The organism is Catenulispora pinistramenti (assembly GCF_018274385.1).
Taxonomy (GTDB): Bacteria; Actinomycetota; Actinomycetes; order Streptomycetales; family Catenulisporaceae; genus Catenulispora; species Catenulispora pinistramenti.
In genome coordinates, this window is sequence record NZ_JAAFYZ010000214.1 from 1 (window position 1) to 18810 (window position 18810).

17 protein-coding genes, 1 pseudogene and 1 riboswitch are annotated in these 18810 nt (G+C 71.1%); of the genes and pseudogenes, 4 read left to right on the forward strand and 14 right to left on the reverse strand.

Going from position 1 to position 18810, the window contains the following annotated elements; translation table 11 throughout:
• Positions 1–370: 370 nt before the first annotated feature.
• The 6 genes from KGQ19_RS38870 to KGQ19_RS38895 form a co-directional block, all read right to left on the reverse strand.
• Positions 371–805, reverse strand: a complete 435-nt coding sequence (locus KGQ19_RS38870; protein ID WP_307856640.1) for a PH domain-containing protein — start codon at positions 803–805, stop codon at positions 371–373.
• A 156-nt stretch (positions 806–961) separates the two neighbouring features.
• On the reverse strand, positions 962–1825 hold the full coding sequence (gene hisG / locus KGQ19_RS38875; RefSeq protein ID WP_212018807.1) for an ATP phosphoribosyltransferase: 864 nt from the start codon (positions 1823–1825) through the stop codon (positions 962–964).
• A gap of 168 nt (positions 1826–1993) precedes the next feature.
• Complete coding sequence (locus KGQ19_RS38880) at positions 1994–2263, reverse strand: phosphoribosyl-ATP diphosphatase (protein ID WP_194897013.1); 270 nt, start codon at positions 2261–2263, stop codon at positions 1994–1996.
• Between the two features lie 56 nt (positions 2264–2319).
• Positions 2320–2799 (reverse strand): 6,7-dimethyl-8-ribityllumazine synthase, encoded by a 480-nt coding sequence (ribH, locus tag KGQ19_RS38885; protein WP_212018809.1) that lies wholly within the window; start codon positions 2797–2799, stop codon positions 2320–2322.
• Positions 2800–2934: 135 nt separating this feature from the next.
• On the reverse strand, positions 2935–4251 hold the full coding sequence (locus tag KGQ19_RS38890; RefSeq protein WP_212018811.1) for a bifunctional 3,4-dihydroxy-2-butanone-4-phosphate synthase/GTP cyclohydrolase II: 1317 nt from the start codon (positions 4249–4251) through the stop codon (positions 2935–2937).
• Positions 4248–4916, reverse strand: a complete 669-nt coding sequence (locus tag KGQ19_RS38895; protein ID WP_212018813.1) for a riboflavin synthase — start codon at positions 4914–4916, stop codon at positions 4248–4250. Before KGQ19_RS38895 ends, KGQ19_RS38890 begins: the two co-directional genes overlap by 4 nt.
• A gap of 197 nt (positions 4917–5113) precedes the next feature.
• Positions 5114–5251, reverse strand: a riboswitch (FMN riboswitch).
• Between the two features lie 286 nt (positions 5252–5537).
• Between KGQ19_RS38895 and KGQ19_RS38900 the strand changes: the two genes are divergently transcribed.
• Complete coding sequence (locus tag KGQ19_RS38900) at positions 5538–7247, forward strand: serine/threonine protein kinase (RefSeq protein ID WP_212018815.1); 1710 nt, start codon at positions 5538–5540, stop codon at positions 7245–7247.
• 138 nt (positions 7248–7385) lie between these two features.
• Here KGQ19_RS38900 and rpe read toward each other — a convergent pair whose 3' ends face one another.
• Together rpe and KGQ19_RS38910 are read right to left on the reverse strand one after the other, a co-directional pair.
• Positions 7386–8060: a ribulose-phosphate 3-epimerase gene (gene rpe, locus KGQ19_RS38905; RefSeq protein ID WP_212018817.1), complete on the reverse strand. Its 675-nt coding sequence runs from the start codon at positions 8058–8060 to the stop codon at positions 7386–7388.
• A gap of 127 nt (positions 8061–8187) precedes the next feature.
• Entirely contained in the window at positions 8188–8616 is a 429-nt protein-coding gene (locus tag KGQ19_RS38910; protein WP_212018819.1) for a helix-turn-helix domain-containing protein, read from the reverse strand.
• 256 nt (positions 8617–8872) lie between these two features.
• Here KGQ19_RS38910 and KGQ19_RS38915 point away from each other — a divergent pair, with 256 nt between their 5' ends.
• Positions 8873–10543 (forward strand): AMP-binding protein, encoded by a 1671-nt coding sequence (locus KGQ19_RS38915; protein ID WP_230420117.1) that lies wholly within the window; start codon positions 8873–8875, stop codon positions 10541–10543.
• A gap of 61 nt (positions 10544–10604) precedes the next feature.
• On the opposite strand, the gene KGQ19_RS38920 is transcribed toward KGQ19_RS38915, so the two are convergent.
• The 6 genes from KGQ19_RS38920 to KGQ19_RS38945 form a co-directional block, all read right to left on the reverse strand.
• A complete protein-coding gene (locus KGQ19_RS38920; protein WP_212018821.1) occupies positions 10605–11375 on the reverse strand; it encodes an SDR family oxidoreductase in 771 nt (256 codons plus the stop codon).
• A 63-nt stretch (positions 11376–11438) separates the two neighbouring features.
• Entirely contained in the window at positions 11439–11948 is a 510-nt protein-coding gene (locus KGQ19_RS38925; RefSeq protein ID WP_212018823.1) for a T6SS immunity protein Tdi1 domain-containing protein, read from the reverse strand.
• 110 nt (positions 11949–12058) lie between these two features.
• On the reverse strand, positions 12059–13621 hold the full coding sequence (locus KGQ19_RS38930) for an RsmB/NOP family class I SAM-dependent RNA methyltransferase (RefSeq protein ID WP_212018826.1): 1563 nt from the start codon (positions 13619–13621) through the stop codon (positions 12059–12061).
• Positions 13622–13680: 59 nt separating this feature from the next.
• Positions 13681–14628, reverse strand: a complete 948-nt coding sequence (gene fmt, locus KGQ19_RS38935) for a methionyl-tRNA formyltransferase (RefSeq protein WP_212018827.1) — start codon at positions 14626–14628, stop codon at positions 13681–13683.
• A gap of 2 nt (positions 14629–14630) precedes the next feature.
• Positions 14631–15179: a peptide deformylase gene (def, locus tag KGQ19_RS38940; protein ID WP_230420118.1), complete on the reverse strand. Its 549-nt coding sequence runs from the start codon at positions 15177–15179 to the stop codon at positions 14631–14633.
• 129 nt (positions 15180–15308) lie between these two features.
• Positions 15309–17903 (reverse strand): primosomal protein N', encoded by a 2595-nt coding sequence (locus KGQ19_RS38945; protein ID WP_212018831.1) that lies wholly within the window; start codon positions 17901–17903, stop codon positions 15309–15311.
• Positions 17904–17978: 75 nt separating this feature from the next.
• Here KGQ19_RS38945 and KGQ19_RS38950 point away from each other — a divergent pair, with 75 nt between their 5' ends.
• Positions 17979–18341 (forward strand): cupin domain-containing protein, encoded by a 363-nt coding sequence (locus KGQ19_RS38950; protein ID WP_212018833.1) that lies wholly within the window; start codon positions 17979–17981, stop codon positions 18339–18341.
• A gap of 118 nt (positions 18342–18459) precedes the next feature.
• Positions 18460–18810 (forward strand): annotated as a pseudogene (locus KGQ19_RS38955) (hypothetical protein); the annotation flags it as partial.

Below are 18810 nucleotides of genomic sequence, written 5' to 3' on the forward strand. Positions count from 1 at the left end.
TTGAAGCCATCCCGGCGAGGACGGCTCCGAAGGGCCACAAAACCTTCATCTCCCGTGGAACACCACATCACGAAGCAACTACCTACACATCAGCTCCGATCCATGTTCGTGACACACTTGACCTTGATCTTGCTCTTGATCTGGCCCTTTGCCCTTGCTCTGACTTGCCGGAGTTGAAGAGGCCTGAGGTGGGGCGGGGTTGTGAACGCGCGAACCGGCAGCCGACAATCAAACCCACCGCCCCGAACCCCGAACCGGCACAACTATGACCGAAGGCCGTAAAAATCGCCTTTCAACCCACACCCCAACCGCAACCCGGCCCGCAAACCCCAGCTCCGCCAAAAACCCCGAACCAAACCCGAAACCACCCCTAGTCGTCCCGCTCCGTCAAAGTGTGCGCCTCGACCAGAGCCTGCAACTCCCCCGCCGCATTGCGCGAAGTCTGCCCGCCGGAAGCCTGGATCCCCATCGCCGGCAGCACCTCGCCGCTGTCCAGGTCCAGCAGCACCCACGGGTCCCCGGGGCGCAGGTTCACCCGGACGATCTCGGCCCACTCCAGTCGCTGGGTGCGTACCGTGTTCACCACCGTCAGGCCGCGTTCGTCGGCGATGATGCGGGGGCGGGCCAGCAGGTACAGGCCGGCGGCGATGATCGGGCCGATGGCGGCGAAGCCGACGCGCTCGGGGGTGGACCAGGCGGTGGGGCCGGTGTTCGGCAGTATCGTCGCCACCACGATGAAGGTCACGACCAGGGCGGTGCCGACTGCCAGGACCGCGACGCGGGTGCGGCGGGGGCGGAAGGTCACCGGGAGTTGCGGGACGCGATCGGGTACCGGGAGGCCGGAGGGGCCCCGTGGGCCGGGGGCCGGGCGGTCATGATCGTGGTTTTCCGTCACCTGCACGCTGGTCCGTTTCATTCCGGGCTCGCCGATTCATGCCGGGCTCGTCGGGCCCGGCGGCAACTAAAGCCGACACGCGAGGATATCCGTGACGAGGATTCCCCTCGCACCCAGATCCCACAAGTCGTCCATCATGCGCTGGGCCTCGGCGCGGCGGACCATCGAGCGGACCGCGACCCAGCCCTTGTCGTGCAGCGGCGACACGGTCGGCGACTCGATGCCCGGGGTGACCTGGACCGCGCGGTCGACGTTCTCGGCGCGGATGTCGTAGTCCATCAGCACGTACTCCCGCGCCGTGATCACACCCTTCAGGCGGCGCAGGAACTGGTCCACCGCCGGGCTGTCCTCGGCGCCGACCCGACGGATCAGCTGCGCCTCGGAGGTCAGGATCGGGTCGCCGAAGACCTCCAGGCCGGCGTGCCGGAGCGTGGTGCCGGTCTCCACGACGTCGGCGACCACGTCGGCCACGCCCAGCGCGATGGACACCTCGACCGCGCCGTCGAGTTTCACCACTTCGGCGGACACTCCGGCGGTGCCCAGGTATTCGCGCACCACCCCCGGGTAGGCCGAGGCGATCCGCAGCCCGGCCAGGCCGCTCACCCCCGACTCCTTCGTCACCTGCTCGACGGTGGCCGGCGGGGCCGCGAAGCGGAAGGTGGAGCGGGCGAAGCCCAGGTCCATGATCGACTCGGCTCCGGCGCCGGAGTCCAGCAGCAGGTCGTGGCCGGTGATCCCGACGTCCAGCCGCCCGGCCCCGACGTAGGTGGCGATGTCCCGCGGGCGCAGGAAGAACAGCTCGGCGTTGTTGGCCGGGTCGACGACCATGAGCTCCTTGCCGTCCTTACGCTGCCGGTAGCCCGCCTCATGCAGCATCGCCGTGGCCGCCTCCGAGAGCGATCCCTTGTTCGGCAGGGCGATGCGCAGCATGGCGTGTGACCTTTCGGTGACCGGCAGTGGACGGTGCTTGCCTGGCCAGTATCGACCAAGGTCCGCCGGGCGCGCCTGGGCGTTCACTCGGTGGGATGAAACCGGGCGGCGGCCGGGCGGCGGACGAGAAAAGGGCCCGGCGGCGTCGCCGGGCCCTTCGAAACCACCTCACAGATGCTTGTAAACATCCTCCAACGCCAGCCCGCGGGCCAGCATCAGCACCTGCACGTGGTAAAGCAGCTGGGAGATCTCCTCGGCCGTCCGGTCGCCGTCCTCGTACTCGGCCGCCATCCACACCTCGGCGGCCTCCTCGACGATCTTCTTGCCGATCGCGTGCACGCCGAGCCCCAGCAGCTCGACCGTGCGCGAGCCCTCCTCGCCGCGCTCGGCCTTGGCCGTCAGCTCGCCGAACAGGGTCTCGAAGCTCTTGGACGTGATCGGAACCGCGGTTCCCACGCGCACCTCCACGGGTTCGTCGGCGGTGGGCGAGGCGTTCACCGCTTCGCCTCGATGTTCTTCAGCACCAGCGCGGTCGCGACCGCGGCCTCGACCGCCTCGCGGCCCTTGTCCTCCCGCGAGCCGGCCAGGCCCGCGCGCTCCAGCGCCTGCTCCTCGGTGTCGCAGGTGAGCAGGCCGAAGCCGATCGGCGTCCCGGTGTCCAGGGCCACCCGGTTCAGGCCGTCGGTGGCGGCGGCGCACACGTACTCGAAGTGCGGGGTGCCGCCGCGGATCACCACGCCGAGGGCCACCACGGCGTCGTACCCGGCGCCGGCCAGCGCCCGGGCCACCACCGGCAGCTCGAACGAGCCCGGCACGCGGATCAGGTCGTGCGCCGCGCCGATCTCGGCCAGCGCCTTCTCGGCCCCGGCGACCAGGCCGTCCATGACCTGGGTGTGCCACTGCGCGGCCACCACAGCGACCTTCAGGTCCGCGCCGCCCTCGACGGCGATGGCCGGGGCTCCCGCTCCGCTCACGTTCTGTTCACTCCTTGTGCGTTCGTGGACGCTCCGCGCACCCGCACGGCGCGCGAGGCAAGTCTTCCAGACCGGGGACGCCGGTCGCGTCCCGATCTTGCGTGCTGGTCGGTTCAGCCGGGCCCGGTCCAGAGCTCAGTGCGCGCTGGCGGCGGCCAGCTCGTCGGCCTCCGCCTCGCCGAGGTGGTCCAAACCCTCCAGATCCGGCAGGTCGTGCCCCATCCGGTCGCGCTTGGTCCGCAGGTAGCGGATGTTGTCCGGGGTCACGTTCCCGGGCAGCGGCACCCGGCCGCTCACCCGCAGCCCGAAGCCCTCCAGCGCGGAGCGCTTGGCCGGGTTGTTGGTCAGCAGCCGCATGGAGCGCACGCCGAGGTCGGTCAGGATCTGCGCGCCGGTGCCGTAGTCGCGGGCGTCGGCCGGCAGGCCCAGCTCCAGGTTCGCGTCCACGGTGTCGTGGCCGCGTTCCTGCAGTTCGTAGGCCCGCAGCTTGTGCATCAGGCCGATGCCGCGGCCCTCGTGGCCGCGCATGTAGAGCACTATCCCGCGGCCCTCGACGTCCACGGCGCGCAGTGCGGCGTGCAGTTGCGGACCGCAGTCGCAGCGCAGCGAGCCGAAGATGTCGCCGGTCAGGCACTCGGAGTGGACCCGCACCAGGACGTCCTCGCCGTCCCCGATGTCCCCCTTGACCAGCGCGACGTGCTCGATGCCGTCCACGTCCGAGCGGTAGCCGACGGCCCGGAACTCGCCGAACGTGGTGGGCAGCCGGGTCTCGGCGGCCTTGGTCACCGACTTCTCGGTGCGGCGCCGGTAGGCGATCAGGTCGGCGATCGAGATCAGCGCCAGGCCGTGGTCCTTGGAGAACCGGGCCAGCTGCGGCAGCCGGGACATCGAACCGTCGTCCTCGACCACCTCGCAGATGCCCGCGGCCAGCGGCAGCCCGGCCAGCCGGCACAGGTCGACGGCGGCCTCGGTGTGGCCGGGCCGGACCAGCACCCCGCCGTCCTTGGCCCGCAGCGGGAAGACGTGGCCGGGCCGGGTCAGGTCGTCGGCGCCGGTTTCCGGGTCGGCCAGCAGCCGGATGGTGCGGGCCCGGTCGGCCGCCGAGATGCCGGTGCTGACCCCGTCGCGGGCGTCCACCGACACCGTGTAGGCGGTGCCCTTGCGGTCCTGGTTGATCGCGGTCATCGGGGGCAGGTTCAGCCGGTCGGCCTCGGCGGCCGGCAGCGGCACGCAGATCACGCCGGAGGAGTAGCGGATGGTGAACCCGACGACCTCGGGCGTGGCCAGCGAGGCGGCGAAGATCAGGTCGCCCTCGTTCTCCCGGTCCTCGTCGTCGACCACGACGATCGGCCGGCCGGCGGCCAGTTCGCGCAGCGCGTGCTCGATGGTGTCCAGGACGATGGGCTCGCTGTGCTCGGTGCCATGCGCGGTACCCGCTTCCACGGCGCTCATGCCGCGACCTCCTTCGTAGTGGTGTCGGCAGCGGTGTCGGCACTGGTGTCAGCAGTGGCGCCGTCCAGGCCCAGCAGCCGCTCGGTGTACTTGGCGATGACGTCGATCTCCAGGTTCACCGGCGCGCCCGGGCCCTTGCTGCCCAGCGTGGTGAGCTCCAGCGTGGTCGGGATCAGGCTCACGGTGAAGGCGTCGCGGTCAGCCTCGACCACGGTCAGCGAGATGCCGTCCACGGTGATCGAGCCCTTGTCCACGACGTAGCGGGACAGCGCGGCCGGCAGCGAGACCCGCACGACCTCCCAGTGCTCGCCGGGGGTGCGCTCCAGCACGGTGCCGACGCCGTCCACATGTCCCTGCACCAGGTGCCCGCCCAGGCGCGCGCCGAGCTTCATCGGCCGCTCCAGGTTGACCGGGTCACCGGGTTTGAGGTCGCCCAGGTTGGACTTGTCCAGGGTCTCGGCCATCACATCGGCGGTGAACTCCCCGGCCGCGGCGGCCTCGGTCCCGGACTCGATGACGGTCAGGCAGACGCCGTTGACGGCGATGGAGGAGCCGTGTTCGGCGTCCGAGGTGACCAGCGCTCCGGCCACGCGCAAACGTGCGGAGTCGCCTTCCACTTCCAGCGCGACGACCCGGCCGAGCTCTTCGACGATGCCTGTGAACACGGTGTGCTCCCCAATCCGCCTCATCCGCGGGCCGGTCGGCACGCGGTGCGAACCCGGACTCCGGGAAGAGGGGTGCGTGAGGGGAGGCGGCGGGCCACGGCACGCTGCGCCCAGGTCGGCGGCGGCCGTCGCGAACGCCACGACGGGACGAGTGCCGTACCCGGGAGCCGTGAAGGCACGGCGGGGCGGCACGCCCGTCGCGTGCAGCCTCCCATCCGGACTTTAACCGTCGGTCCCGGAATTCCACCGGATCGGCCACCCGTTCGCCGAGGCGAACGAGCGGTTCGCGGACTGTCACCGCCGGTTCGGAATTTCACCGACCCCGGAGCACGCGTTCGTCGTTACGGAACCAGTGTGCCACGCGATTCATTCCCGGGGATCCGAGCGTGGTGCGCGTCACCCCTGGCTCCGCCCCGAACTGTAACACGTTCTACTTTTGCCGGGAACCCCGGGGACCCGGTCTGACGTCGCCGATCTCAGGGTTCGAGATCCGTTCGCCGGAGCGAACATCGGCGATTCCGGGGCGAACGCGGCTTTGACTTCGCGGACAGTAGGCTGCCCGCGAAGATATGCACGTAGCCTGAGCTCGGGCACAAACCATTGATGCGGGGTGGGACGCGGATGGCGGGACTGGCAGAGCCCGGTCGGCTGATCGGCGGCCGGTACCGGCTGCGCGCGCGGCTCGGTTCCGGCGGTATGGGCCGGGTCTGGCTGGCGTCCGACGAATCGCTGCGCATCGACGTGGCGGTCAAGGAGGTCTGGCTGCCGGCCACCCCCGGCCCCGACTCCGAGGAGCGGCTGCGCCGCGCCGAGCGCGAGGCCCGCAACGCCGCCCGGCTGCGCGACCACCCGAACGTGGTGGCCGTGCACGACGTCGTGGTCGACGACGGCGTGCCGTGGACGGTGATGCAGTTGGTCGCCGGGCACACGTTGGAAGAGCACGTCGAGGAGTACGGCCCGCTGTCCGTGGCGCACGCCGCCATAGTCGCCGCCGCCTTGCTGGACGCGCTGGAGGCCGCGCACGCGGCCGGGATCGTGCACCGGGACGTGAAGCCTGCGAACGTGATGCTGGCCGACGACGGCAAGGTCCTGCTGACCGACTTCGGCATCGCGATCGGCGACACCGACACGGCGCTGACGGCCGCCGGCACCTTCCTCGGCTCGGTGGAGTACATCGCGCCGGAACGGGCCCGCGGCACCGAGGGCCTGGCGGCCAGCGACCTGTTCTCGCTCGGCGTCACGCTGTTCCAGGCGGTCGAGGGCTTCTCGCCGTTCCACCGTGAGACCGCGACCGGAACGCTGACCGCGGTGATCCTGGACGAGGCGCCGGAGCCGATGCGAGCCGGGCGGCTGACGCCGCTGGTCACCGGACTGCTGGAGAAGGATCCGGTCAAGCGGCTCGGGATCGGGGAGGCGCGGCGGGCGCTGACCGTGCGGGAGAACCCGTCGGGGATTTCCGAGACGCTGGTGACTCCCGCTGCCACGGCGCCACGCGGAACGACGGCCACGCCTGACCGTGGAGCGACCGCCACCCCTGCGCGGCGGCCGGGCGAAGCGGATCGGGCGGGATCCGGATCGCAGGGTACGGACCAACGCCGCCGGACGACGGGACCCCAGCCCGCGGACCGGCGTCGCCGGCCGGACGCGCCGCAGACCGGGGACCGGATTCGGCGACCGGACGCGGCGCAGGCCGCGGAGCGGAGTCATCGGCCTGACGCGTCGCAGTCCGGGGATCGGCATCATCGAGCGGACCCGGCGCAGGCCGCGGACCGGCATCGTCGCGAGCGTGGGCCGGCGATCGCGGAGCCGCGTCGCCCCGCCGGGCGGACCGGGACCGGCTCGCGGGTCTCGACCACTGGTCCGGGTTCGGGTCCGGGTCCGGGAACTGGTGCGGGCCTGGTATCGAAGCAGCCGACAGCGCCGAAGGCGTCTCCGGCGCCGAAGATCCCGCGCACCCCGAACCCGCGCGGTCAGTCCCGGCCGGCGCGGCGGCAGGGCTCGCGCGGCGTGATCCTGGCGGTCTTAGTCGCGGCGACGATTGCCGGGGTGCTGGTCGCGGTGCTCCAGCGCTCGTCGTCCTTCGACGTGACCAGCGTGCACGTCGGCGACTTCGTCAGGGTCGACAAGGCCGACCACATCATCGGCAAGGTCTCTCAGAAGGCCGCCGCCGACAGCGCCGACGGCCGCCGGGTCCTGGCCCGTGAGGACCAGCGCGATCCGGCGATCTGCAGGCAGTTCCACGACGCCGGGCACGCCGACGTCGAGGTCACGTCCTCGGTCAGCTTCTGCCTGATTCATCCGAACGCTCAGGCCGCGGCTCCGCAGCAGTAGCTCGCGGAGCTGCGCCTGCGCCAGGTATCGATGTCGATGTCTGCGCCAGCGCCAGCGCCAGTGCCGATATCGGTGGCGGTGGCGGTGGCGGTATCAGTGTCAGCGCCGGCCTCGGCGAGCCCGCGCCGGCCCTCCCTCTCAGGCGACCCGCGTCCCAGCCGCCTCAGCCTGCGCCCGCAGTGCCTGGATCGCGCGGTCCGGATCCTCGGCCCCGTACACCGCCGACCCGGCCACGAACACGTCCGCCCCGGCCTCGGCACAGCGCTCGATCGTGTCCGCCGCGACGCCGCCGTCGATCTGCAGCCACACCGAGCCGCCGTGCCGCTCGATCATGGTGCGCGCGCGCCGGATCTTCGGCAGCACCACGTCCAGGAACTTCTGCCCGCCGAACCCGGGCTCGACGGTCATGAGCAGGAGCATGTCCAGCTCCGGCAGCAGGTCCTCGTAGGGCTCGACCGGCGTCGCGGGCTTCAGCGCCATCCCGGCCCGGGCCCCGGCCGAGCGGATGGCGCGCGCCAGCCGGATCGGCGCGTGCGCGGCCTCCACGTGGAAGGTGACGCTGCCGGCCCCGGCCTCGGCGTAGCCCGGCGCCCAGCGGTCCGGGTCGGCGATCATCAGGTGGCAGTCCAGCGGCCGCGGCGAGGTCTTCACCAGCGACTCCACCACCGGCAGGCCCAGCGTCAGGTTCGGCACGAAGTGGTTGTCCATCACGTCGACGTGGATCCAGTCGGCCGAAGGGACCGCGTTGACCTCGTCGGCCAGGCGCGAGAAATCGGCGGAGAGGATGGACGGGGAGATCTGGACTGCGCTCATGGGGAAAGTCTCCCAGATCGCGGCCTCGCGGTAGCACCGCCTCGCGACCGACTCCGGACCGGCTTCACACCCGGTCCCCGACCGGCTTCACACCCAGCCCCGGCGCTGCCTCACAACCAACCCCGCCTCACAACCAACCCCGCCGCGTGGCCAGCCACCCGAGCTGCACCCGGCTCTTCGCCCCGGCCAGCGTCATCAGCCGGCGCACCTCGCGCTCGACGCTGCGCGAACTCACCCCGAGCACCCGGTCCACCCGCGCGTCCGCCAGCAGCAGCGCCAGCAGCCGCAGGTCCGCCGGGGCCGGCCGGTCCCGCGGCTCGACGACCGCGGGCAGTTCCGGAAGCGGCAGGCCCACGCAGGCGGCATGATGACCGAGCTGCATCCGGGTCCGGGCGCCGGCGGCGTCCATCAGGTCCCGTACCGCGCGCTGCACCGTGCGCCGGCTCACCGCCAGCCGCCGTGCCACCGCGTCGTCCGTCAGCCCGGTGATCAGCAACGCCAGGGCCCTGGTCGGCCTGGCGTCAGGGCCTGGCAGCCAGCCTCCGTCCTGTCGCATCACACCTCCGATCGCAGAAGCTTCTCTTCAATCCGACCACAGCCGGCCGGCCGAAGGTGACCGGCACGCCTGGCGCCTTACCGCCACGGACACAGGGAACCGATCAACCCCCCGCCGCGTCAAGGCCGTCGTGGGCTTGGCCGGAGACTACCGGGTATCCCTGAGTGTTCTCTCAGAACCGCCATCGACGCGGGCCCGGCGGGCCACTACTGTCGAATCCTGACGTCGGCTCCTAGAGAAGCACAGGTGGGACGGCATGAGCGGCAATGACGACGCCGGCAGCCAGGGTATCCGGGGCATCCACGGCGAGGCCCACCGCAAGGGCCCGGACTCCCCGCCGCTGCCCGACGAGACCATCGGCGCGAACCTGGCCCGGATCGCGGCCGCGTACCCGGACCGCGATGCCCTCGTGGAGTGCGCGACCGGGCGGCGCTGGACCTACGCGGAGTTCGACGCCGCGGCCTCGGAACTGGCCCGCGGACTGCTCGCGGCCGACGTCGCCAAGGGCGATCGGGTGGGCATCTGGTCGCCGAACTGCGCCGAGTGGATCCTGGTGCAATACGCGGCGGCGAAAGTCGGCGCGATCCTGGTGAACCTGAACCCGGCGTACCGGGACCACGAGATCCGCTTCACGCTGAAGCAGTCCGGAACCAGCCTGCTGTTCGCCGCCACACAGGTGAAGACCAGCGACTACGTGGCCATGGTGAACGCGGTGCGGGAGGACTGCCCGGACCTCCAGGACGTCGTCTTCATCGGCACTCCCGGCTGGACCGCCTTCGTCGAGCGCGGCGCGACCGTCCCCGCGTCCGTCCTCGCGGAGCGCGAGAGCCGCCTCCATCCGGACGACCCCGTGGACATCCAATACACGTCCGGCACTACAGGCTTCCCCAAGGGCGCCACCCTGTCCCATCGCAATGTCCTGGGGAACGGCTACCTGGTCGCGGAGGTCCAGGGCTGGACGCAGGAGGACCGCGTCTGTCTGCCGGTACCGCTCTATCACTGCTTCGGCATGGTGATGGGCAACCTCGGGGCGACCAGCCACGGCTCCTGCATGGTGCTTCCCGGCCAGCTGTTCGACCCCGCCGACACTCTGCGCGCGGTCTCTGCAGAACGCTGCACAGTTCTCTACGGCGTCCCCACTATGTTCATCGCGGAGTTGGCGCTCCTGGAGAAGTCTCCCGGCGTCTACGACCTCAGCACCCTGCGCACCGGGGTCATGGCCGGCTCGCCCTGCCCGGTGGAGGTGATGAAGCGGGTCATCGGCGAGATGGGCATGACGGACGTGACCATCGCCTACGGCATGACCGAGACCTCCCCGGTCTCCACCCAGACCCGCAGGGACGACAGCCTGCAGCGGCGCGTGGCGACCGTCGGCCGGGTGCACCCGCACGTCGAGATCAAGATCGTAGATCCGGACACCGGCACCACGCTGGGCGCCGACGAGCCGGGCGAACTCTGCACGCGCGGCTATAGCGTCATGCTCGGCTATTGGAGCGAGCCCGAGCGCACCGCCGAAGCCGTGGACGCCGACGGCTGGATGCACACCGGCGACCTCGCGCAGATGGACGCCGACGGTTACGTCGCCATCGTCGGGCGGATCAAGGACATGGTGATCCGGGGCGGGGAGAACGTCTACCCGCGCGAGGTAGAGGAGTTCCTTTACTCGCATCCGGACGTGGAGGACGTACAGGTGATCGGCGTGCCCGATACCAAGTACGGCGAGGAGCTGATGGCCTGGATCCGGTTGCGGCCCGGCGCGCAGCCGCTGAGCGCCGAGGACGTCCGGGAGTTCTGCGCGGGACGTCTCGCGCACTACAAGATCCCGCGCTATGTGCACCTCGTAGACGGGTTCCCCATGACGGTCACCGGAAAGGTGCGCAAGGTGGAGATGCGGGAGCAGGCGCTGGAGATCCTCCGGCTGGGGTGAGCCAGGGTGTGGGGTGAGCCAGGGTGTGGGGTGAGCCAGGAAGCGCCCCTCCCCCGCCGCCTCAGCGCGCCACGGCGAACCCGCCGTCGCTGTTCAGCACCTGGCCGTTGATCCAGCCGCCGCGCTCCGAGCACAGGAACGCGACCAGTTCCGCGGAGTCCGCGGGCACACCGTTGCGTCCCAACGGAGTGCGTTCCCTGATGTAAGTCTCCAGGTCCTCGGACATCCAGCCGGTCTGCGTCGGCCCCGGATCCACGGCGTTCGCGGTCAGCCCGAGGTCCCGCAGTTCCACGGCGGCGGCCACCATCAGCCGGTCCAGCGTGCCCTTGCTGGCCCCGTAGGGCAGATTGTTGATCACGTGGTCGCTGGTCAGGGCGATGATACGGCCGGAGCCGTGCGGCTGGGTGTAGTACTTGGCGTACTCGCGGACCAGCAGCCACGAAGCGCGGGCGTTGACGGCGAAGTGCCGGTCCCAGGACTCGACCGAGGTGTCGAGGATCCCGGAGTCCACCGACTCGCAGTGCGCCATCACCAGCGCCCTGACGTCGCCCAACTGCTCGCGTACTTCGGCGAAGACCCGCTCCGGCGTCTCCGGGAGTGCCAGGTCCGCCTCCGCCGCATAGACGCGCGCGCCGTGGGCTTCCAGCTCGGCTGTGATCGCGGCGCGCGCCTCCTCGTCGCGACCCCACTCCATGCGGTCGTCATAGGCGCGCCAGTAGGTGAACCCGATGTCCCAGCCGTCGCGGGCCAGCTTCTCCACGATCGCCGCGCCGATCCCGGCCCGCCTGCCGACTCCGGTCACCAAGGCGACCGGCCGCTGCTGTTGCGTCATGGGCGAGCAGTCTGGTGGCGGCGACAGGCCGGGTCAACGCAATAACGCGGGAGCCAACCCGGATCAGGCCTGGAACAAGATATCGAGCGCGACGCCGGCCTTCACCCGGTCCAGGGTCGCGGGGTCCTCGGAGCCGCCCCACGCCAGCAGCGGGACGAAGGTGTACATCTCGTCGGGACCGGGGCGTCCGAGGCGGGCCACGGCGCCGTCGTACAGGTCCTTGCGCAGTTCCTCGGTCAGGAACTCGGGGTCTGATATCCCGTCCACGAAGTCGCTGAACGAGTGCGCCAATACGCCGATCTTCTTATAGCGCACGTTGACCACGGACACGTCATACGCGGTGCCGATCTCCTCCTCGCTCATACCGAGCGCGGCGGCCCGCTCCCGGAGGTCGCGGATGTAGAGCAGATCGCCGAGTGCCGTCCGGGCGAACGGAGTGCGTGAGGGCTGGAAGCCGCCGAGCCATTCGGACAGCGTGTCGTCGAGCGTTTCGGGCGCGACGAGCTGGAGGAAGCCGTCGGCGAAGTCGCCGGTGCCATGATCCGCAAGCCCGCGCGCTGCCTCGGTCGGCATACGCTCTTGAAGGGTCTCAAAGGAGAATCCCGAGTCCACCATCTCACCTGTCCTCAACGGTCCGGGGAGACCGCACACTACCGCTCCCCTCGGACGTTGACAGGCGTTCCTCAGGAACGGCGCAGGAGCGTCAGGTACATGGCATCGGTGCCGTGCAGGTGCGGCCAGAGCTGCACATCGGGGCCGCCGCCGAGATCCGGGACGCCGGGCAGCAGCGGGCGCGCGTCGACCCGCTCCACGTCCCGCCGCGCCTTCACCACTTGCCGGACCACGTCGCGGGTCTCCTCCAGGTGCGGGGAGCAGGTCACGTAGGCGACCAGTCCTCCGGGACGGACGGAGTCCAGAGCCGACGAGAGCAGGCGGCGCTGGACGCGGGTCAGCCGCTCCAGGTCCTCCGGTCCGCGCCGCCAGCGGGATTCCGGACGGCGGCGGAGCGCGCCGAGGCCGGTGCAGGGGGCGTCGAGCATGACGCGGTCGAAGGAGCCCGGCTGCCACGGGGCGCGGATGCCGTCGGCGGCGATCACCTGGAGGGTGCCGGTGCCGGGCAACGTGACTTCGGCCCCGCCCTCGCCACCGTCACCTTCGCTGTCCACGAACTCGGCCTCAAGCTCGGCGTCGGGCTCAGCCTCGATCCCGGCGCTGGTCGCGGCCTCAACCCTGGTCCCGGCCACGGCCTCGGCCCCGACCAGCCGGTCCCCGTACCCGCGCAAAGCCCGCCGCACCAACTCAGCCCGGTGCGGAGCGATCTCGTTCGCCAGCAGCGAAGCACCCCGCTCCAACGCCAGCCCGGCCAGCAGCGCGGCCTTCCCGCCGGGACCGGCGCACATGTCGAGCCACCACTCGTCCCGGCCCTCCAACGGCGCCATGGCGAGCGCGTTCGCGACCAGTTGGCTGCCCTCGTCCTGCACCCCGGCGCGTCCCTCGCGCACCGGCGCCAACGCGCCCGGATCGCCGCCGGCCAGGTACGCCGCGTACGGCGAGTACCGCCCGGCCAGCGCTCCCAGCTCGGTCAGGTCGCCGACCTGCGCCAGCCCGGGCCGGGTCACCAGCGTGACCCCGGGCCGGGCGTTGTCGGCGTCCAGCAGGTCCCCGATGTCCTTGTGCGCGCGCTCGGCTCCACGGTGCGCCTGGAGCGAGTCCCAGAGCGCTGAGACGATCCAGCGCGGGTGCGAGCGCGACACCGTGAGGAAACCCTCGGGGTCGTCCTGCGGGTCCGGCGCGATCCGTTTGATCCACGCCTGTAGGTCGCCCTGCCCGACGCGGCGCAGGATCGCGTTGGCGAACCGCGAGGCGCCCTCGTTGGAGACCGACCGGACCAGGTCCACGGAGGTCGACACCGCGGCGTGCGGCGGCACGTCCATGGCCAGCAGCTGGTGCGCGCCGATGCGCAGCGCGTCCAGGACCACCGGGTCCACGGCGTCCAACTCGCGATCCACGCAGGCTGCGATGATCGCGTCGTACGTCCCCAGCCCGCGCAGCGTTCCATAGCAGAGCTCGGTGGTGAACGCGGCGTCGCGGCCGGACAGCCCGCGGTCCCGCAACACCCGCGGCAGCAGGAGGTTCGCGTAGGCGTCCCGGGTCCGCACCGCCTCCAGCACTTCGAGCGCGGCGGCGCGGGCCGGGTCGGCGGCGCGGGCCGAGTCGGCGGTGGAGGTGGGCGTGCGCGGTGCCATAGGGGGTTCGCTGTTCCTTTGTGACGGGATATCGGTGATCGGGGGTACCGCCGGACCGCTCAGACGAACGCCTCGTCACCGGTCAGGCGCAGTCCGCGCGCCCAGTCCGCCGCCGCCATCCGCCGCTTGCCCTGCGGCTGCACATCGCCCAGCCGCACGGTGTGCCCGCTGCCGGTACCCACCATCAATCCTCGCGAGTCCTGCACGATCCGGCCCGGCGGGACGTCGGTGGTCCCGGGCAGCGCGCTGACCGGGAAGACCTTCACCCGCAGGTCCTCCCCGCCGTCCGCCCCCGGCAGCACGGTCCAGGCGCCGGGCGCCGGGGTGCAGGCCCGGACCAGCCGGTCCACGCGCAGCGCCGGGGCCGTCCAGTCGATCCGGGCGTCGCCGGCCAGCACCTTCGGGGCCAGCGTGACCCCGTCGGCCGGCTGCGGGACCGGGCGCGCGGTGCCGTCCTCGATCGCGTCCAGCGTGGCGGTCAGCAGCCGGGACCCGGACTCGGCGAGCCGGGCCAGCAGGTCGCCGCTGGTGTCGGTGCGGCGGACCTCGTCGGTGACCATGCCGAAGACCGGGCCGGTGTCCAGCCCCTCCTCCAGCAGGAAGGTCGAGGCGCCGGTGACCTCGTCGCCGTGCAGCAGCGCCTGCTGCACCGGCGCCGCGCCGCGCCAGGCCGGCAGCAGCGAGAAGTGCAGGTTGACCCAGCCGTGCCGCGGGACGTCCAGGGCCGACTTCGGGATCAGGCCGCCGTAGGCGACGATCGGGCAGCAGTCGGGGGCGATCTCGGCCAGCCGCTCCAGGAACGCCGGGTCGCGCACCTTCTCCGGCCTGAGCACTTCGACACCGGCCTCCTCGGCCAGCTTCGCCACCGGCGAGGCCTCGAACCGGCGGCCGCGCCCGGAGCGGGCGTCGGGCCGGGTCAGGACCGCGACCACCTCGTGACGGGAGTCCAACAGCGCGCGCAGGGAGGGCAGCGCGGGCTCGGGGGTGCCGGCGAACAGGACGCGCATCGTCAGATCGCCCGCCCGAAGGTCGCGTGCGGGGACACCTTCACCACCGGCTGGGTACCCTCGTTGGCCCAGTCCGACAGCCGGATCGCGCGCATCGCCTTCTTGCGCCACTCCCGGTCCAGGCGGTCGATGAACAGGACGCCGTCCAGGTGGTCGGTCTCGTGCTGGATGCAGCGCGCGAGCAGTTCGCTGCCCTCGATCTCCACCGGCTCGCCGTGCATGTTCCAGCCCTTGGCGACCACGCGCATCGCGCGCTTACAGGGGAAGGCCAGGTCCGGGATGGACAGGCAGCCCTCCTCGCCGTCCTGCTCCTCGTCGGACAGGTCCAGGCTGGGGTTCACCAGGTGGCCCGGCTCGTTCTCGACGTGCCAGGTGAAGACCCGCAGGCCCACACCGATCTGCGGGGCGGCCAGGCCGGTGCCCGGGGCGTCCAGCATCGTTTCGGTGAGGTCTTTGACAAGGGTGCGGAGCTCCTTGTCGAAGTCGACGACCGGTGCGGCCGGGGTGGTCAGGACCGGGTCGCCGAAGAGGCGGATCGCCTGGACGGTCAAGGGTCGCGCTCCGTTCGTGGGTGTGCGGGTCGTGGGTGTATGGGTCATGGGTGTACGGGATTCAGCTATCCAGTGTACGGAGCCCAGCGGCGGTAGCGGACCGTGACGGTTAGGTTGCCTCTAAGGCGCTCAGCCGATCTGCACCGGATCGATGCGGACCCGGACCCAGTCCTCAGACTTGCGGGCACTGCGGACACCCTGGGCTTCGCGGACCGCAGCGGCCAGATCCCCGCCGAGCCTTCGCGGGACGCGGACTAGAGCGCGGTGGAGTTGCTCGCGAGGGCGTTCCTCTATAGGGGGTTTCGACTTGTCGGCCCGCTCCCCGCGCCCTAGCGGGTCCGCCTTCTTGCCGGACCGCGCGTCAGACTTCTGGGCCGCGCGATCATCGGAGCGCGGAGCGTCCACGGCTACCGGTCCGAGCACCTCGGCCATCTCGGGGAGACGGAGCAGGCTCAGCTCCTCCGCTACTGCGGCGGGCGTACCTGTGAGTTCCGCCACGCGGGCCAGCGGCGGGTAGTGCAGCTCGCCCCGGTCGGTGAGTTCGCGGCGAGCGTGCCAGACCGGGTCCCAGCGGACCAGGGCCTGGACCGGGGCCAGACCGGGCTCGGCCATGATGACGACCTTGCCGCCTTCTCCTCCGGGACGTACTAACGCGGCGGCGTTCAGCCAGCGGCGTAGGGCTTCCTCACCCGCGCGCAGGTCCCGGCGGGCTAGGAGGGACCAGCCGTCGAGGAGGAGGGCGGCCGCGTATCCGCCGTCCGCTACGGGTTCCGCTCCAGGGGTCGCTACTACGAGCGCCGGCTTGTCAGACACCTGGGAAAGGACCGTGTCCTGCGCCGAGGAGATGACCTTGGCGTTGGCGAAGGCGCGGCCCAGCTCCTCGGCGGTGCGCTGGACGCCGATGGTGAGCATGCGGAAGCGGTCGCCGCCGCAGGGGCGGTCGTTGATGACGTTGTCACAGTGCCAGCCGCCGGCGGGGCGTCCGCACCAGAGGCAGCAGGCCATGGCGTGGCCTGAGGTGAGTTCCAGAGGGCCGTGGCAGTGGATGCAGCGGGCGCTCTTTCTACAGCGGATGCAGGCCAGGGAGGGTGCGTAGCCGCCGCGCGGGACCTGGATGAGGACCGGGCCGTCGTTCAGGGCGGCGCGCGCCGTTCGCCAGGCGAGGTTGGGGAGGCGAGCGGCGGCTGCAGACGGGTCCCGTTCCTTCTCCAGTTCCTCTCCAGAGGTACGGATGAGGGGAGACTTCGCGCGGACTGTAGAGCGGAACGCAGTAAGGGGGTAGGCCCATCTGCTCTCTACAAGCTGCGCTCCTTCTGCCGTGCATGTGTAGCCGCCGATGAGCGCTGCCGCTCCTGTGGCATGCGCGCGGAGCAGGAGTACTTCTCGGACGTGCGGATAGGGAGCGCGCGGTTCGGCGTGGAGGTCGTCTCCGTCGTCCCAGATCGCTACGAAGCCCAGGTCGGCGACCGGTGCGAACATCGCCGAGCGGGTGCCGATCACCATCTTCACGTCGCCCCGGAGGACGGCCAGCCAGTTCTGGTAGCGCTTGGCAGGGCCGAGTTCTTCGGAGAGGACGACGTGGTGGCCGGGGCCGGCGATCTCGGTGAGGGCGGCGTCCAGGCGGGCCAGGTCGCGGTGATCGGGGACGATCGCCAGGGCGCCTCGGGCCGGGATGTGGAGGCTACTAGCCGCTGCAATAGGGGCCGCTTGCGCAGGTTTTGCTCCGGGTTCGCTTTCGGCAGCGCTATAGCGATCGGCGTCCAAGTCGCGGAGATTTTCGGGGTCGATGTCGTAGTCGGTGGGGAGGTCTGGGTCCGGGAGCGCGGGGTCTGTCGGGTCGGGTTCCAGGTCCGGGATGGCCGGGTCGTCCGCGATCGCTTCGGGGTCCTCTGCTGTTTCTACCTCTTCTTGCGCTGTTGCCTGTGCCTGCGCTGCTTGTGTCTGTGCTGCCTGTGCCTGCGCTGGTTCCGGATCAGGCGACACGACGGCGTCCGTCGCCACGGCGTGCATGGCCGTCGCCAGCGCGGTTGCCCAGTCTGTTGCCGGGAGGCAGGTCCACACTGCACGTGGGAGCTTAGGCGCTGTCTTGCGCTGCAGAGCCTTTATGAACTCGCGGCCGCCTCCATAGACGCCCCAGGGTGCCCCGTCCACGGCCTTGTCAGGGCCCCGCTCCGTCGCCTTCGCAGGGACCTTCTCCGCACTCGCATGGCGCGGCGGGACGGCTAGCCGGAGGACATCCGCGAGGGTGCCCGCGTACCTGTCGGCCACGGTGCGCGCGAGTTCCAGGATCTCCGGGGTCAGAACCGGTAGCGGCGATACGACCTTCTGCAGAAACTCGAACCGGCCCGCGAAGTCGGACTCCGCCGCTCTGCCGATCACGAACCCGTCCACCAACTGCCCCGCGAACCGCACCCTTACCCGGACCCCAGGCTGCGCCTCTGCGTCCAGCTCTGTTGGGACCAGGTAGTCGAAGGCGCGGTCCAGGTGGCTGAGCTCCAGTGCCAGGACAACCTGTGCATAGGGCAGCTCTGCAGAGGGTTCGCGCGGGGCCTTGGGCTTGGCTTGGCGCGCGGATTGCCGGGCCGTGCGGCGCGCGGCCTGGCGCGAGTCTTCAGCAGTCCCGGCTCCGTCCTGTGCCTCGGCTACGGGGGCGTCCAGCAACGGAACCTCAGTCGGCTTGTCGTCCGGCCTTCCCTCCGTGTTCTCCTGCTCCAGCGCCTCCACAGTGTCAATTTCTACCCGATAGCTGTGACACCGGTCCCATGGGCGGGCAGGTTCGGCGTGGATAGGCTGCCGCGCATGTCTGACGATCGCACTTCTGTTCTGGGGTTCGCCCTGCCCGTCGCCGACGCCGTCCTGGAGCCCGTCGCCTTGGACCCGTCGCAGGTCGTCGCGGGTGCGCCGGAGGTCTCCGAGCTGGTGCTGAGCGAATCGGCGGACGGCCGGGTGGTGCGCGGGATCTGGCAGATCACGCCGGGCACGGTGACCGACACCGAGGCCGACGAGCTGTTCGTGGTGCTCTCCGGGCGCGCGACGATCGCGTTCGGGGACGGCACGGCGCTGGAGGTCGGCCCGGGCGACGTCGCGCTGCTCAGCGCGGGCGCGAAGACGACCTGGACGATCCACGAGACCCTGCGCAAGGTATATCAGGCGACTGTCTAATTCCCACCAAACCACCCGTTCGGGCGCTGGTATTCCCACCAACGCCCGATCTATCCTGATTTCGTCCGCTTCAAAGGGGTTGGGGAGACAAAGCACATGCCCTGAGGGGGGATCCACCATGATCGACGCCTGGCTTCTCTTCGGCCACGTGATAGGGGTCGTCGTCCTCGTCGCCGGCATCGGCCTGGAGGTCTACGCGGTCACCGCGGCCAGCCGCGCCGCCACCGTCGCCGAACTCCGCCTCGCCGTCCGAGCCGCCCGCGCCCTGCCCGTCCTGATGCCCCTGGCCACCCTCCTGATGACCGGCTGCGGCCTGGCCCTGGTGGCCCACGACCCCACCTTCCACTTCGGCGACGCCTGGGTGGTGGCCGCCATCGGCATCGTCGTCGCCATCTCCGTAGTCGGCGGCGGCTTCAGCGGCCGCCCCGCCACCCGCCTCCTCGACGCCGCCAACGCCGCCCCCGAAGGC